The organism is Gemella sp. zg-570, from assembly GCF_018866345.1.
GTDB lineage: Bacteria > Bacillota > Bacilli > Staphylococcales > Gemellaceae > Gemelliphila.
The window spans coordinates 1,346,063-1,362,722 of the sequence record NZ_CP076443.1; the positions used below are offsets into that span (position 1 = coordinate 1,346,063).

At 27.2% G+C, this 16,660-nt stretch carries 14 protein-coding genes; 2 read left to right on the forward strand and 12 right to left on the reverse strand.

Annotated elements, in window-relative coordinates; genetic code table 11:
* Nucleotides 1-55: 55 nt before the first annotated feature.
* The 5 genes from KMP11_RS06570 to KMP11_RS06590 form a co-directional block, all read right to left on the reverse strand.
* On the reverse strand, nt 56-1,555 hold the full coding sequence (locus tag KMP11_RS06570) for a recombinase family protein (protein WP_215756795.1): 1,500 nt from the start codon (nt 1,553-1,555) through the stop codon (nt 56-58).
* Complete coding sequence (locus tag KMP11_RS06575) at nt 1,548-3,215, reverse strand: recombinase family protein (RefSeq protein WP_215756796.1); 1,668 nt, start codon at nt 3,213-3,215, stop codon at nt 1,548-1,550. The genes KMP11_RS06570 and KMP11_RS06575 overlap by 8 nt, the downstream gene beginning before the upstream one ends.
* 1 nt (nt 3,216) lies before the next feature.
* On the reverse strand, nt 3,217-4,872 hold the full coding sequence (locus KMP11_RS06580) for a recombinase family protein (protein WP_215756797.1): 1,656 nt from the start codon (nt 4,870-4,872) through the stop codon (nt 3,217-3,219).
* Between the two features lie 100 nt (nt 4,873-4,972).
* The gene (locus KMP11_RS06585; protein WP_215756798.1) at nt 4,973-5,128 is read right to left on the reverse strand and encodes a hypothetical protein; all 156 of its coding nucleotides are present in this window, start codon (nt 5,126-5,128) and stop codon (nt 4,973-4,975) included.
* Between the two features lie 447 nt (nt 5,129-5,575).
* The gene (locus KMP11_RS06590; protein ID WP_215756799.1) at nt 5,576-5,992 is read right to left on the reverse strand and encodes a sigma factor-like helix-turn-helix DNA-binding protein; all 417 of its coding nucleotides are present in this window, start codon (nt 5,990-5,992) and stop codon (nt 5,576-5,578) included.
* A 667-nt stretch (nt 5,993-6,659) separates the two neighbouring features.
* Between KMP11_RS06590 and mobC the strand changes: the two genes are divergently transcribed.
* Together mobC and KMP11_RS06600 are read left to right on the forward strand one after the other, a co-directional pair.
* A complete protein-coding gene (mobC, locus tag KMP11_RS06595; RefSeq protein ID WP_215756800.1) occupies nt 6,660-7,016 on the forward strand; it encodes a plasmid mobilization protein in 357 nt (118 codons plus the stop codon).
* 2 nt (nt 7,017-7,018) lie between these two features.
* Entirely contained in the window at nt 7,019-8,359 is a 1,341-nt protein-coding gene (locus KMP11_RS06600) for a relaxase/mobilization nuclease domain-containing protein (RefSeq protein ID WP_215756801.1), read from the forward strand.
* A 16-nt stretch (nt 8,360-8,375) separates the two neighbouring features.
* On the opposite strand, the gene KMP11_RS06605 is transcribed toward KMP11_RS06600, so the two are convergent.
* The 7 genes from KMP11_RS06605 to KMP11_RS06635 form a co-directional block, all read right to left on the reverse strand.
* Nucleotides 8,376-8,864, reverse strand: coding sequence for a hypothetical protein (locus tag KMP11_RS06605; protein ID WP_215756802.1), 489 nt, complete (start codon nt 8,862-8,864; stop codon nt 8,376-8,378).
* 70 nt (nt 8,865-8,934) lie between these two features.
* Nucleotides 8,935-10,080 carry an ATP-binding protein gene (locus tag KMP11_RS06610; RefSeq protein ID WP_215756803.1) on the reverse strand — a complete coding sequence of 382 codons (1,146 nt, stop codon included), beginning with the start codon at nt 10,078-10,080 and terminating at the stop codon, nt 8,935-8,937.
* 2 nt (nt 10,081-10,082) lie between these two features.
* Complete coding sequence (locus KMP11_RS06615; RefSeq protein ID WP_215756804.1) at nt 10,083-10,880, reverse strand: SMODS domain-containing nucleotidyltransferase; 798 nt, start codon at nt 10,878-10,880, stop codon at nt 10,083-10,085.
* Nucleotides 10,858-11,439, reverse strand: coding sequence for an SLATT domain-containing protein (locus KMP11_RS06620; protein ID WP_215756805.1), 582 nt, complete (start codon nt 11,437-11,439; stop codon nt 10,858-10,860). The genes KMP11_RS06615 and KMP11_RS06620 overlap by 23 nt, the downstream gene beginning before the upstream one ends.
* A 2-nt stretch (nt 11,440-11,441) precedes the next feature.
* Nucleotides 11,442-15,488 carry an Eco57I restriction-modification methylase domain-containing protein gene (locus tag KMP11_RS06625; RefSeq protein ID WP_215756806.1) on the reverse strand — a complete coding sequence of 1,349 codons (4,047 nt, stop codon included), beginning with the start codon at nt 15,486-15,488 and terminating at the stop codon, nt 11,442-11,444.
* Between the two features lies 1 nt (nt 15,489).
* Nucleotides 15,490-16,419 (reverse strand): hypothetical protein, encoded by a 930-nt coding sequence (locus KMP11_RS06630; protein ID WP_215756807.1) that lies wholly within the window; start codon nt 16,417-16,419, stop codon nt 15,490-15,492.
* Complete coding sequence (locus tag KMP11_RS06635) at nt 16,420-16,638, reverse strand: helix-turn-helix domain-containing protein (protein ID WP_215756808.1); 219 nt, start codon at nt 16,636-16,638, stop codon at nt 16,420-16,422.
* Nucleotides 16,639-16,660: the final 22 nt, after the last annotated feature.

Genomic DNA, 16,660 nt, shown 5'->3' on the forward strand with positions numbered 1-16,660 from the left:
AAAAATTATGTCTAATAAAAATCAAAAAGAGAGTGATTTCTCACTCTCAAAGGTCTTAGTTCCTATATTTAACTTCTACAATTTCTTTATCATATACATATATACTCTCAATATGTTTTTCAACTACATCTCTAGTTAATTTATCAATCTTAATTTCCTTAATTTCTTTTTCAGATAACACTTTTAATTTAGTTTTTAGAGTAGCTATTTCACTATCAAGTAAGTTTTTTGTATCAATAAATTTTTCTCTAGATATTTTACCCAATTTGTATTTTTCATAAGATATATCTTTTTTAGCTTCTATCTTTTTAATATCTTCAGCAATAAATTTTGCTTCGTACTCTTGTTTTTGTGTATTACTTGATTCAATGTTATATCGTTCTTTTAATAAATTAAATATATTTCTTTCAATCTTATCTGCTCTAACACTGTTTTGAGATTCTCCTCTTTGTGGGCAAATGCGACATCTAAAGTAAGTTACAATATAAATACTCCCATCTTTTTTCTTCCTACTTGTAACCTGACAATTTAAGATATGACCACAATTTTTACATCTAACAAATGATTGTAAAGGCGATTTTTTATACCATTCATAATCTGAATTCTTCCCTCTAAGAAAACTATTTTTATTTTTAAGTTCACTAACTTTATTAAAAACTTCATAAGATACAATAGGTTCATGATTATTTGGTACTCTTTCCCATTCTTCTTTCGGAAGAGATCTTGCTTTAGTTCCTCCTACTTCTAATTTTGGTTGCATATTAAATACATAAGTTCCAGTATAGTTTTCATTCATCAAAATATCGGTAACAGTCCCATTAGTCCAAGATGGTTTTGTATTCATATAGTCAAGTATATTATAAGAATAATCCATATTTGTAATTTGTTTTTTCCTAACACTTGGCATGATGTAGTCTTTTTCATTCATTAATTTGGTAATTTTTCTAATAGATAATCCATCTAAATATAATTTAAAAATTTCTCTAACTACTGGAGCGACTACTTCATCAATAATAATTCTATATTTATCATTTGGATCTTTCATATATCCATAAGGCGGACTCCAACCCAAATACTTACCTTGTTTCTTTTGTATTCTCATAGATGTTTTAACTTTATCTGAAACATCTTTTGAGTAGAAATCATATAGTAAACTTTTAAACTGAATATCTAAATCTGTTCCATTTCCTTTTTCTTTAAAACTATCATATCCATCATTAATTGAAATGAAGCGTACATTTAAAAACGGAAATATATTTTCTAAATAATCACCAATTAAAATATAATCTCTTAGAAATCTTGATAAGTCTTTTACGATAATGCAATTAATCTTTCCTAGTTTCACATTTTCCATTAGATTTGTAAAACTGGGTCTATTTATATTAGTTCCTGAATACCCATCATCAATATATTCTATCTTTTCATATGTTCTTAACTCACTATCTTTTAGAATAAAATCTGTAATTAAAAGTCTTTGACTAGAAATACTTTCACTTTCTAGCCTGTCCCCAAATTCCTCAATGGATATTCGCATGTAAAGAGCAATTTTATTCATGATAATTACCCCCAGTTAAATAATGAACTGAAAAGGTAAAGACTATTTCAAATTCAGTTTTGTTTTTTACAATAATTTTATCAACAAGAGCTTCTATTAATTCTCTAGATAATCTATCACTTTTATTTGCAGTATATAAGTTTTCAATCCATAATAATGCTTTTTTAAGTTCCATCTCTAGAAAATTCTTTTTATTTTCTAATTTTACTAACTCTGCTTGATAATTTTGTCTGTGATTAATGAATATTTCTCGTTTTAATCGATATTTTTCTAAACTCAGTTTACTTTCTTTATATTTTTCATATGATTTTTCAAGGTCAATCTCTTCTCTTTCAAGTTTTTTAGTTAGCTTTAAAACTTCTGTATTTAATAAGTCAAAAGATTTTTTGTATCGTGAATTGACTTTATTTACTAAACTAGACTGACAAGTATCTTTACTTATAAATTCTCTAACTAATTCAGTTAGTTTATCATCAATTACTTTTTCAACAATGTGAATATTAGGTTCTTCATTTAACTTTCCAGTAGATCTTTCGTTTCTAAAGATATAATGAAACTTATCTTTATTCTTACCATAAATGACCATTCTTCTATAAAGTTCTTTTCCTGAATAGAAACTATAAATCTTACCTTTAAATCTATTTTCAGGATCTCTATCAAAATCATGTTTCTTCCTAGAAAAATAGCTAAGATATTTTCTTTCTTTTCTAGCTTCTAATATTTTTTGATATTCTTCTTCCGTTATGATAGGTTCATGAGCATTTTCAAAAACAATATATTCATCTTTATTTGTAAAATGTTGTTTTATTCCTTTAGCAAGATTTTGTTGTTTAACTCCTTGAACTAATTTTCCAGTATAAGTAGGCTTAGTTAATATCTTTGAAATGCTACTCTTACTCCATTCAGGATCATCTGGAAGTCTTTTTAATCTTCCAGTTTTATAATAAACCATAGGCGTTGTATACCCTTTGGTATTAAAGATTTTAGCAACTTCAAATTGGGATAAACCACTTAGAGTTAGGTCAAACATCTCTCTAGCAATCCCACAAGTATTTTTATCTAATTCTAGTTTCTGTCCTTCTTTTAATTTAACAACCTTATAGCCATAAGGTGGAACAGAGCCAATAAAATATCCATTCTTCGCACGATTTATTTTTGAAGATTTTATCTTTACAGAAATGTCTTTTGCATACAAATCATTGATAATATTCTTTAAAGTTATCTCAAATGACTTCTTAGAATCTGTGTTATTTAAAGTATCTAACTTATCATTTACAGAAATAAACCTAACTCCTAAAAATGGAAATACTTTATCAATCAATCTACCCATTTCTAAATATTCACGCCCAAGTCTTGATAAATCTCTTATGATGATACAATTTATTCTTCTATTTTTGATATCATCCATCATTCTAATAAACGATGGTCTTTCAAAATTTGTGCCACTATATTCATAGTCAGTATAAACTTCTAAAATATCGATATTTTCTTTTAAAGCATATTCCCTACAAGCAATAGTCTGTGTTTCAATAGAATAAGATTTACTTCTCCATTCCTCACTTCTTTCATTGGAAAGCCTTGTATAAATACCAGCTCTAAATCTTGATTTTGCTTCTTGTAGTACTTCTGTTTGAAGGTGTCTTTTTGATGTTCTACCCATTTTACGCACCTCCTACAGATACATGTCTACTTTCAACAAGTGAATCGTGTAGAGCTTTTCTAAAATTCATTATTCTATTTTTCTTTTTTGTTTCTGGTTCAGATACATCTACTGACTCTGAAATTTGTTTTAATAATTCTACTTCTTCATAGTTATTTAAAACGACATCAATACGATTATCTTCTTCAATAAAAATTTTATCTACAAAAGATACAAGCGTTAATCTATCAATTTCTTGCACTTGTTTATAATTATCCGTAGACAGTTTTGAAATGTTTTCTTTTAAGACTTCTACAATCTCTTTTTTCTTTGAAATTTGACTTTCTATCTCTCTTATTTTTAATAGATAATTCTTACGATATCTTTCAAATTCTTCGCTAGAGATAAGTTCATCTTCAAGATCAAGATATAAAGATTGTCTTAGTTTTTCATATTTAGATTTTTCTTTCTCAAGACTTGCAACATCAACTTTAACTTCTAATTTAGTAAAATCAATGTTTTTAATTTTATCAAGTAATATTTGATAAACTTTTATATGATTTGTTAATACATATTCAAGTGCTTCTAGTATTTCTGTTTCTTTTATGCTATGTCTTGAACAATTTCCCGTTCTATTATTCTCTGAACAAATATAAAATATGTCTTCTCCACTTGCTTTTTTTATTTTTCTCCTAACCATAGATGAACCACAATCTTTGCAATAAAGCATACCTGCAAGCAAACTTGGTTTTTGTTTTGAGGTATTCAAATCTCTTAACATCATCTTATTAGCAAGTTCAAAAATACTTTTATTAATAATAGGTTCATGGCTATCTTTAATCACAATCCAGTCATCTTTAGATACATCTACAATTCTAGTAGATTTATAATTGAGTTTTGTTGTTTTCCCTTGTTCAAGTATTCCTATATAAACCTTATTTTCTAAAATACGATTTATCATTTTCGCATCCCATTTTCCATTTTTTATAGAAAATCCATTACAGTTCATATAAGTATTTTCTTTATACTTACCAGGTGTTACTTCTCCAATACTATTTAAGAAATCAGCAATAGCTTTTGAAGAATACCCTTCAATTTTCATATCAAAAATTCTCTCAACTATATGAGATACATTTTTATCGATTATCAATTTGTGTTTATCATTGTCATCTTTTTTGTAACCAAAAGGAGCAAATGAGGAAATAAATTCTCCATTCTTTCTTTTGATTTCTTTTGAAGATTTCACTTTCATTGAAATATCACGACAATAACTATCGTTGATAAAATTTCGGATTGGTAAAATTAGATGTGTATCACTGACATCAGCATTTTCACTATCATAGTTGTCATTTACCGATATAAAACGAACTCTTTTTTCAGGAAATATTTTTTGTAGATATTTGCCACTTTCAATATAATCTCTACCAAATCGTGATAAGTCTTTTACAATAATGATATTAAATTTTTTATTGTTTAAATCTTCTATCATTCTAATAAAATCAGGACGATTAAAATTAGATCCAGTATAACCATCATCTATATATTCGGCTACAATATTAATACCATTATTTTTTGCAAATAATTCAATAATCTGTCTTTGACTAGATATTGAATTACTTTCATTTGTATCTCCATCTTCTTTTGAAAGTCTGAGATACATACAAGCTAATTTGCTCATTTTTATTACCTCCTTAATATCTTGTGGTAAAAGTCTATTAAGGAAGTGCTTCTACATCTAATATTTTACCGCACCCTATAATTTATGTCAGGTCATCTGATTAAATTTTAATACAAGCTGCACATAAATAATTTTCAATGATATCCTCTAGACTTAATTTATTACCGTTAGAAAAACTTACTTTTACTTTATCTCTAATTTTTTCTTCTTTAGTTTTTTCTTCTTTTTCTTTTGATAATTTATTTTTACTTTTCATAATAAATCTCCTTTATAAGATTTAAGTTTTTTGACATTAGTAGGTGCATTGGTTGCTACATTGGCATCTCACCACTCCCTTTTTCTCGACAGGAAGCTCAACGTATTGAAGTATCATTATCACTATTTATTTCATTGCATACAGTTTCCACACTATATGTTTAGGTATTCCTATTTATCGCTCACTTTCTTTTATCCTTTGTATAAGACAGATACAAGTATTCATTTAAACCCTTAAGCAGAAAGGTCATTGCGTAAGTCCTAATTCTCTATAAATAGATAAAGTCCTACTTTGGTCTATTCAGTTGTCAATGAACTATTTAAATATTTTTAGAAGAATAGTTTTATCCCTCTATATGTATAAGTGAATTTTTGAGGCTAGTGTAACACTTTTTTTGAAAAAAATTTAAAAAAGTGGTTATTTTTTTATAACCACTTTAAGAAATAATTAATCAGCTAACCATTTTCGTATCTTATTTAATATACTTTTATGTTTTCTACTGATTTTCATAACATTCGTTTTATTTTCCTTTGCTAAATCTCGCATTGATTTCTCATCAAAATAAATAGCATCAATTATTTTTCTTTCTTCCTCATTTAATTTGGAAATTGCCTTATATAAATCTTCTATTCTCATCTTGGCTTCAACTATTTTTTCCACATCAACAGACTTATCTTTTATATGATCTATAAAATTATCATTTTCTTTATCAAATTCAGAAAAATACAATAAATTATTTTTTCTATCTAACCTTTTTAAATAATTTTCTCTATTTAATTCTTTGCAATGCTCAAGATATACTTTTCTTGTTACAGGAATTCTTTTACCATTGACTTTTAGGTAATATTCTTTTTTGTCTTTCATTTTAATTTTCCTCCATTTCTTCTCTTGTTTTGAAAAGAAATAAAGGAGGGCTTCTACATCGAATAGTTAGTTTAGCTTTAAGCATCAAAAAATATTTCATTCAATAAAAGCCCCCTTCCTTGTCAGAAGTAGACTTCTAAAAAACAAAAAAAGGGAGCGATTAAATAAAATCGAACCCTGATAAACACAATAATTCTTCTTAAAGACCGATTCCCTTTAGTCATAAGATATTTAGTAATTATTGCTAAGCAAACTAAACAACGGTATTATAGGTCATAAAATAAAACGCCAAGAAATAATTTCTCAGATAAACTTTAATTATTTAGTATGGAATTAGCGAGAATTGTTGTTATACTCCTAACTATTTTCTATACTATAATTTTACAATACTTCCTCATACAATTAGTGAAATGTCTACATTAAAACGAAATTTTATTACATTTAAACATATTCTTTAGAAAAGATTTATTTTTTGATTTATGCTATAATACTTTTATAGAATTAATGGCTTTTAGCTTGTATTATATTGTAGCAAGCACAGTAAGTGTGTACCCACTTACGAAAAAAATTGATAAAGCAGACCTTTTAAGGCTCTGCTTTTTTTGTTATCAATTTTACTTTTAGGGAGAACCCTAAGACCCCTATATTTTTTGAAAGGAGAAAACAAATGGCAAATAGAACTAGAAAAATTCAGTTAAAAATCTGTCTTACAGATAAAGAAAAAGAACTTTTTGAAGAAAAAAGACGATTATCAAAATGCTCATCTATGGCTTCTTTTATCAGAAAATCAATCTTAGAAAAAGAAATAATCGTTATCGACTTAGAACCTTTTTACAAAATTCAGCACCTACTTTCTAATGCAACAAACAATATTAATCAGATTGCAAAATACACAAATACTTATGGTGTGATTTATAAAACTGATATAGAAGATATGAAACAAATGATTAGTAAGACTTCTAAAAATGTGTTGGATATTCTCTCTTATTTACAAAATACAAACAAGATAAATGTTGAGGAATAACTATGGCAATTACTAAAATTCATCCTATAAAATCAACACTTAATCTTGCTATTAAATACATTACAAACGAAAATAAAACAGATGACAAAATACTTGTATCGACCTTTAATTGTCATGAAGATACTGCTTATATTCAATTTCAAAATACTAGAAATTTTTATGAAACAAAAGGAACTGTACTAGCAAGACATTTAATTCAATCTTTTCTTCCTGATGAAGTTAGTCCTGAACTTGCACACAAAATTGGAAAAGAATTATGTAATAAATTACTAAAAGATAACTATGAATATATTCTTACTACTCACATTGATCGTGGACATATTCATAATCATATTATATTTAATAATGTTGGTTTTAAAACTGGAAAATGTTATCAAAGTAATAAAAGAACTTACCATACTATAAGAGCGATTAGTGATGAATTGTGCAAAGAAAACAACCTAATCATTATTGATGAGTTTTATGAAAAATATAAAAAACTAAGAGCTAAAGGACAATCATATAAACAATATTTAGAAAATAAAAAAGGAACTTCTTGGAAATCAAAATTACAATTTGATATTGATAACTCAATTATTAAATCAAGTACTTGGAATAACTTTTTAGAACTAATGAAAGAAAAAGGCTACGAAATAAAATACGGAAAACATATTGCTTTTAAGTATAAAGATAAAGAAAGATACACTCGTTCTAAGACAATAGGTGAAGATTATACTGAAGAAAAAATAAAAGAAAGAATACTTAATACAAATAAAACAAAAATTAAAAAGCAAATTAAAGCTACTAAAAAATCTATTGGAAAAATTATTGATATTAAAAATAATTCAAAAGCTAAAAATAGTAAAGGTTATGAAATTTGGGTAACAAAACACAATCTTTCTACAATGGCTGATTCTATCATTTCATTAAGAAAACTTGGTATTAATAGTAAAAAAGAGCTTGATGAATACATTAAAAATAATTTTGAGAAAAGACAAAATTTACTTGATGAAATGAAAATTATTGACAAGGAACTCACTCAACTCGATAAAATTGTAGAAGCTAGTCATAAAGTATATCAATATAAAAAAATTTATGATGCTTATAAAAAAGATGTAAAAAATCCTATTTTTAAAAATGACTACTCAAATGAAATTAAAGAATATAAAAATGCTTTAAAACTTCTTAAAAACAATTATGATAAAATGCCAGATACAGAAACATTATGTAAAGAACTTGAAGTACTACAAGAAAAAAAGAATACTTTATATGCTGAGTATTCTTCTATAAATGATTTGAATTACAAATTACAATTATTAAAAAATAACTATGATAAGTATATTAATAAAGACTTGGAACTATAACTCCAAGTCTTTGATTTTAGCTATTTAGTTTTTCCATTCTGACATTCCAAACTGGAATAGCAATTAGTATTGCTATAAGAATATACACTACTTTATCTGCCGTTACATTGTTAAGTAACTGTATGTGATTTGTAGGTTTAAAATTTGAATTAAAGATATTTATAATTGATGTTGCAAAACTTGTAGCAAGTCTTATAGTAACAGAAACACCTATAAATGTAATAAAGTAATTTAGTCCTTTACTAACAATTGGAAGAAGTCGGTGTATCAATAAAATTAAGAACCCGTATATTCCCATTGCTAAAATTCCAAATACTATATCCCAGAAATAAACAACATAACCACTTGAAATTTTCACAGATACTGCACTATGCATAAAGGTAGTTGTGTATATAAAGATAAGCAAAAAATCAACTGCAAATGCTGTTATTTTAAGCGAAGATAATGCTAATAACTTGTAAAATCCAATGAATAATAATGTTACTAAAATTATAGCTGGTATCATTCTATACACCTCCTATCTTTCTTAACTATATTTTACCGCATGGAGATGTGGTTTGTCAGGTATGAGAAAATTAACTTGTTTTTCTAAATTTATTTAATAAAATATTAAGGTTAAGACCATATTTTAATTTTTCTTTATAATCCTTCATTTTCAAGTCATCATCAGACATATAATCAAAATCTTTCGAATTATTCTTCAGATTTTCTAATTCATTTAAATTGGCGAGAATATAAGATTCAAATATTTCTCTTTCTTCACTATTTTCAAAAAATAGTATAACTTCTTTAAATCTATTAAAAGCATAATTAGCCTCTTCGTTACTTCTATCATACAGAAATTGTAATAACCTATATCTAAAACTATCCTTTAAATAGTACCTATATACTATATTATCTTTGTAATATTGAGTTCTATTAGAAATAAATCCCCACTCAGGAGTTGGAATAAAAAGTCTCCCTGAATCTAAGGTAACTCCTTGATAGAGATCAATCACTTCTCCCTTGTATTGAAGTTTTATATCCGAAAAGGAAGTTGATTCATTAATCACAGCATAAGAGTAAAAAGCATCAGCGTTACTAAAATTCTCGTAACCATCTTCTATCTTAATTCTAAATTCAGGAAAATATGAGTTGTAATATTCTGGTTCAATGTAAGACCAATCCATTTTATTTACAAGTAAATCAAAAAAAATTTCTTTTTTTGTTTTATTAAATCCGAACCTTTTCTTCCAAAGTCTCTCTATCTGTGAAAATGTTGAATTTCCATTGTTAGGAGTATTTCGGTCTAATTCTCGTGAATATATACATCCAGACTTCATTTTTCCATATGGCTTATCAAGAAATAAAGGAGTATTATTTATATTTTTTATTACTAATACATCTACTATTTTATCTTCTATATTAATTGTTTTTACCGAAAATATAGGTCTCTCAGCACAAGAAAAATATAATTTTGACATTGTATCTACAATTTCTGCCTGCTTTCTTCTTTCCTCGGGTTTAATGCCTATAACCTTAAACTCATCACTAATTCCAAAGAAAATATACGAATCCTTATCATGTACTGTATTTGTAAAACATATTATATCTTTGATTAAATCTTCTATATTTTCATGCCACTTAAGTTTGAAATCAAAAAACTCATCTTCTCGCTGGCTTTCCAAAGCATTCAAAAGAATTTTTTCTAAAAATTCTATATTCTTAATTTCATTATTCATTATTAATTCACCATGAAATTAAGAATTTTTTCTAAACAATCTACACTATGTTCACAATCAACTTCATCACAACTACCTGGAGCTTTAATTTTAATAATTCTCCAATAATATTTGTTCTTGTTGAAATAGTCTAGCAAAACTCTTTCATAAGTACCTGGTTCAGAAGAACTTTCACCTGAATTAACAAATTTCCAATCACCCATAGCATGATAAACAAAACTGTCAATAACTATTCCAGATAACTTATAACTCTTAAAATAGTTATCTCTTATAAATCTCATATGCCTGCAAGTAGCTATTAACAATCCATTACTGGAATTATTCTTTTCTTTTATTGCACTTTGTTCCGCTTTCGGATTTGTAGATAGCCAATTCCCTCCCATGTTAGTATCTGGATAAATATAATTATCATTCCAATTTTTAAACGCAGGTAGAACTTCAAATTTAATTCCATCACTAAAAAGTACTTTAACAATTTGACCGTCTGCTCTAATTTCGCTATTAGGATAACTATCTTTTATTGCATTTCTAACAGCCTGTAATAATCTTGATTGTGAATTCCCACTTAAACTATCAAACCTATCAAACTCTTTTTCAGGTAGCTTGACTAATATATCAATATCACTCGTACTTATTGCTGTATTACGACCATATGAACCAACAAAGATACTATTATTAAATTCACTTTCAGTTTTCCAAAATTCTCTATTAATGGCTCTAGTTATTCTTTTATATCTATAAGAAATAACATCTCTTACATCTTTAGGAATAACATTGTCATATTTTCTTACTCTCATCATTTTTCAACCTCCCCCTTTGTAAACTTTTCGGTAAATTGATATCAATCTTATCTTCTGTAAAATTATTATCTTTTTTAACATTCAAAGCTTCATGTGCCATTTTTACAGCTTTATCAGTAGTGTTTGGAGCGTTTTTATAAACATCCCAAAGCAAGTTTTGCAAATCTGTATATTTTATTAATAGTTCTTCAATATTATTATTTGCATGCATAATTTCTATCAGCAGTACCTTAAATTTATCTCTTAAAATAAGTAATTCTACAGCTGTTTTTTTATGATTTTGTATATTGTTTTGTAATTCAAAGGATTTAAAAAACATACTTATAAATGCACTTAAAAAAGATAGTAATGCTGATCCCAGTTTAACCCAAAACTCATCTACAAAAATTAATGATATTAATCCTGCTGATGTGAGTGAAGAGCAGATTATTCTTGCAACTTCATATCGTTTATACTTATTGCTTAAAATATCCGCCTGTTTTTCTTGAATTTTATGTGCCCAAACAACACTCATAAATGTATTTCGCACATTATCTTCTAGGATAAAATAATCATTCATAATTACATCTCCTTAATAGAAGTTTTAATATGATTACGTTCGTTTTCAGTTAAACTATATTTTTCAAATAGTTGAATATCTATCTCTTCAATAGATTTTGACCAGTCTATATCTGACTTATCACTAAAATCCTGTATAGGAACAAATCTAAATGTTTTAGATGTAGCATCTTGACTGGCTTTTGCAAGGCTATGCATATATCTTACAAACTTTGTTGTTAAATATTTTACTAAATTGCAACTAGATTTATTATCTAAATTCAAATTTGCTCCTATTGATAAGTAACTTTCCGTACAAATCTCATTTGGTTTAGCTACAAAAGCATTTAAGTTATCATCATTTAATTCAGTACCTATGTTATTTGCTCTAGGTATAAACACTTTCCATGAGTCAATCCATTCTGTATTTTTTCCAACTAATTCTCTCTCGACAAATCCAATTTTTTTTCCTTTTCCATAACATATAATTGGATTAATCATATCCTCTAAACTATCTTTGTATTTTGGATCGGTTATAAAATAACCCCTAAATCCAAATGGGCGTAACGATGATACTTCTTCAGATATAGAATTACCTTTGCATTTATCAATAATTTCTAAACCAATGCTGTCTCTAATAAAGATTTCAATACCCTCCACTAAAAGTTTTCTGTCGATATTAGAAATAACTTCTCGATTTTTATTCGTTACAACTTTAACCTCAGGCTTTACCTTATTAATATCACTTATAAAATAACATACTCCACCTCGATTATTTGTGTTTGGAAAGACATCCTCTGGAGTTAAAAAATCATGTAATTCTACAATAGAATTATCATTCAACATGTATTCTCTAAAATTATCTAATCCCTTTCCACCTGCAAACCATCTTGTTGGTGTTATAAAGCTTGTATAAGTATTAGATAATTGCTTCCCAAGTAAAACAAAATGATGGTAAATTGGTTTTGCACTCGATTGTGCTCCACCATCACTAACTTGATAAGGTGGATTGCCTACTATTGCTCCAAACTTCACTATTTTTTCACCTGCCTTTATTTCATCAGTTAAGTCAATTTCCCTAAATTTTTTATTTTGTTTAAGTAAATTACATATCTTTTCATAATCTACATTATCAGATGTACTTTTTACCAAGTCATATGCATTAAAATTAATGGCAATGTTATCAATATCTAAATCCAATATTTCATAAAATCTTCTTGTAAATTCATAAGCAATAGAAGAGGTAGGAATAGAGTAAATAATGTCTTTTACTTCTTCATGAGAAAATCCTAAATCATTAATCAATCTTTTATATAGAGCTACTGCATACTCACCAGACTTAGTTGCAATATCTAAAAGTTTATTTTTTTCATTTACTATTTTCCTTAATCCACCTTCTGGGATAAGATCAACCATTTCATTACAAACTCTGGTTGGTGTTATCACCTCTGACTCTGACATTCTGTTAAATTTCTTTAAAGACGTTAAAGCCCTATCTAATGGACTAACACTATCATCCGAAGCAAGTTTTGAAATATTTTGTATTTTATAATCTAATTTACTTCTTTTAAAAGGATCCATTAAATACGATAATTTTTCTAAAACATTCTTATTTAAATATAAATTTTTTGCTAATCGAGTATTTTCATCTTTTTGTATAACATTTAATATATCATCTAAAGATGCAACATTATCCTTAGTTAAGAAAGAAAAGAATAGCACCCTTTGATAATAAGTTTTTATTTGTCCTTCTAAGCGTTTAATTTCTTCATCAGTTTTTTCTTCTTTGAATGACTTATTATCTTTATCTTTATTACTATTTGTATCCGATGAATCATCTGAAGAATCATCTATATCCAAGTCGTCGCCTTCACCTTGATTTGGATCTATTGTTAAACCTTGTTTAGAATTAAATTCTCCCTGCTCTTCAATTGCTTTTCTCACTTCGTCATCTTCTAAAATTGATAAATCTATAGGAATATCGACTACTTCATCTGAAACACTTCTCTTATTATTATACAAACTTACAGCTTCAAGTATATTTGTTGCATCAACTTGCTTAATCTTGTTATTATTCATCACTATTACAGGAGAAATACGTAGTTCTTCTTCTATTCTCTCCCTTAATTTTGAATTTCCATTTTCATCAGTGTTCACATTATATATTAGTGACTTTTGTTCTTGCATTCTGAATAGTCTATCTGGATCAAAGTCTACTAACAATGTCTGCGGTTTTAAATTTTCTTTTATAATTCCACTTTCACTTGACAAAATTCTAATATACTGATTTTGTAATCTAAATATAGATTGATCGTATTCTTGTGGTGAAGCTGTATCCTTAAAATACATCATGGTATCCCATTGTTCTACAGTTGATCCTGTAAGCATTCTATTTACAGTTAATGTAAGAGTTTTTTTATTTTCCGTTTCATATTCCTTGATTTTATTTTTTATATCATTAGGAGTTCTAAATGTTTTACTTGAATCTACCCCTGAAATATTTAATATTTGATAATCATTTAAATTTCTAAAGGAATCTTTATGGGTAGTAATCAATTCTTCCATAGCATCACAAGAAGCACAGTAAGGTAAAACCATAACCATATGTCTACACATTTTACCTTCTTTGATTTTGTCATAATCTAGGAATCCTAATAAGTCTTCATCATCTTTACTACCATCTATAACTTTTAGCAAATCAATTATTTCAGATTCATTTTGAAATTTTTTATGATTATTATTTTTACTATCCTTTTTTATAGATACAGGTTCAAATAATTTGGAAAAAGCAAAACTAACACCACTTCTTCTTAAAGCTTCCATTTTTTGCCTAGAAGATTTATTAGGATTGAATGCAAATCTAATCATTTGCGGAAAACCATAATACGGATTATCCCATTCATTTACATCATCATTATTTAAGTTGTTTTTATCCCATTCTTCTTGTTCCTTAACAATATCAGAAAACTGAACAAAAGAAATAATATCTTCTTTTTCAAATTCACTTCCCATCAATATACGATATGGGGTTCCTGATAAATGCAACCTTATAGAAGCATTAATTTTCTTTATTTCTTCCTTAGCATCAAGTACATCCATACTATCGTCAGATATTTTTTTAAAATTCTTTTCATCATTTTTATCATATCCAGCATCTTTTAGTATCTTTCCAAATGATTCTGCTCTTGCTCCAAAATGAGTTTCATCTACTATTAATAAATCAATTTGTTCTTCGAATAATTGTTTATGTTTATCTTTTATTGTTTCACCTTGTAAATCTTGTAACGTTAAAAATAAAACAATTCTTTTATCTTCTGACTTTTTATCTTTTATAATTTCTTCATTTCTCAATAAATCTTCTGCATCTAAGAAAATATACTGATGGAAGTTTCCAGCACTTTCTACTGTTTTTTTCCATTCATCTCTAACATCAGCTTTAGCAGAGAGAACTAACACTAATTCGGCATCCATTTTTAACGCACAACAAAGAGAAGTAAATGATTTACCAAATCGCATAACTGCATACATTAACAAATTTTTTCTTCCATTTTTAATCGCTTTGTCAAAGTTATTTACTGCTTCTAATTGATTTGGTCGTAAATTCCAATTATCTCCTCGCTGATAATGAAAAGTTTGAGGCAGATTATTTTTTGAACTGTAATATTCATATTTACCAGTGTTTTCTATATGATTATTCTTTATATCATTAATGGCATTTTCAACATCTTCAGGTGTAGCTCCTTTAAAAAATTCTTTACTATAATATAAATCATTTTCCAAATCAGAGGGTAATAATCTTATCTTCTTTAAATCGTCCTCTAAATATTTATGAACGGAATAGTCTCTAAAGTATGTCTCATCATCAATAAGTGCTTTGCTTTCATATTGTTTTTCTAGTTCTGGGAAGAATACTCTCCACTCATTTAGTCTTTTCGCAACTGAACGATAAGTGTCTCCTACTTTTAAATAATTAGGAATAGTATTTGTTGTAAAAGCGTAAATATAAGGGTCAACTCTACCAACAATTATCCTATCTAATATATCTATTGCTTCAATTTTATTGTCTCTCAATTTAATATACCTCCTTACCAATCAAGTCTTTAAATATAACTTTCTTCTTGGACCTCCAATCTTTAATCACACAATAGTCATCTATGTATTCCTCTTCAAAGCCAATAAATGACATCTGTTCGTTTGGAGATACATACTTTTTAAATGGTATTGTATAGGTCAAACCATCCATTTGCCATAAATTCCATGAAATGATTTTTGCAATTCTAATTAATTCTCTATGTGTTGGATACCTATTTAATTTAAATTCCATATTATCACAAAAAGTAGCCAGTAAATTTTCTCTAGCAATTAATAAGCTATCACCTTGAAATTCAAAACCATATACACTTTGAAATGCACGTTCACTCCATTCAAGCCAATCTTGCTCATTATCAGTATTTTCATTTACTATTCTTAATTTTCTATCTAAAATTCCAATCCTCTTATTAAGTTCTATATATTTTCCAGAAACTGTATCATATCTACTTACTAAATATGGAGCTTCTCCGCATGTAATCTCTAGCCTTTTCTCATCTACATATTTTTTCCATGACTTATTTTTTTCTTTAGGAAAAATAATTTTTTCTACAGTTGAGTCCCATGATTTCTCCGTTTCAACATTAAAAACATTACTCCTTCCAAACCAAGCAGCGTCAATCAAATTATTTTGTGCATTGCAAATCCAACTAGGCGTAAATACTTCTGCTTTAGACTTTGTTCTAATAATCTGATTTTCTTTAGACTTTAATATTCTAGGTTGAATAATATTCCCTAGACTGCCTGTAATCAGATGATATTGTATAGGATATTTTGAATAATAAGAATTTCCTAGATATTCATAATCATCTGTTGCCCAGATGATATTTGTATTTGTTGTTCTGTCTATCAAGAGTATTTCTAGAATTTCTCTACTCCACTTCTCTTCACTTACATCGATTTTTAAATCCATTTATTTATCCTCAACATCGGTTTTTATTAAATTTACAACATCACCTATATCAACATTTAATGATTTACATATTTTCCCTAAAACAGATAATGAGATAGCTTCCCCTCTTGTCATTTTTGATATTGTTGTAGGAGAAATTCCAATAGTTTCTATTAAATCCTTCTTTTTCATATTTTTATCAATCAATATTTTCCACAATCCATTATAGTTAAACTCCATAATTTATTCTCCTAACTCCACT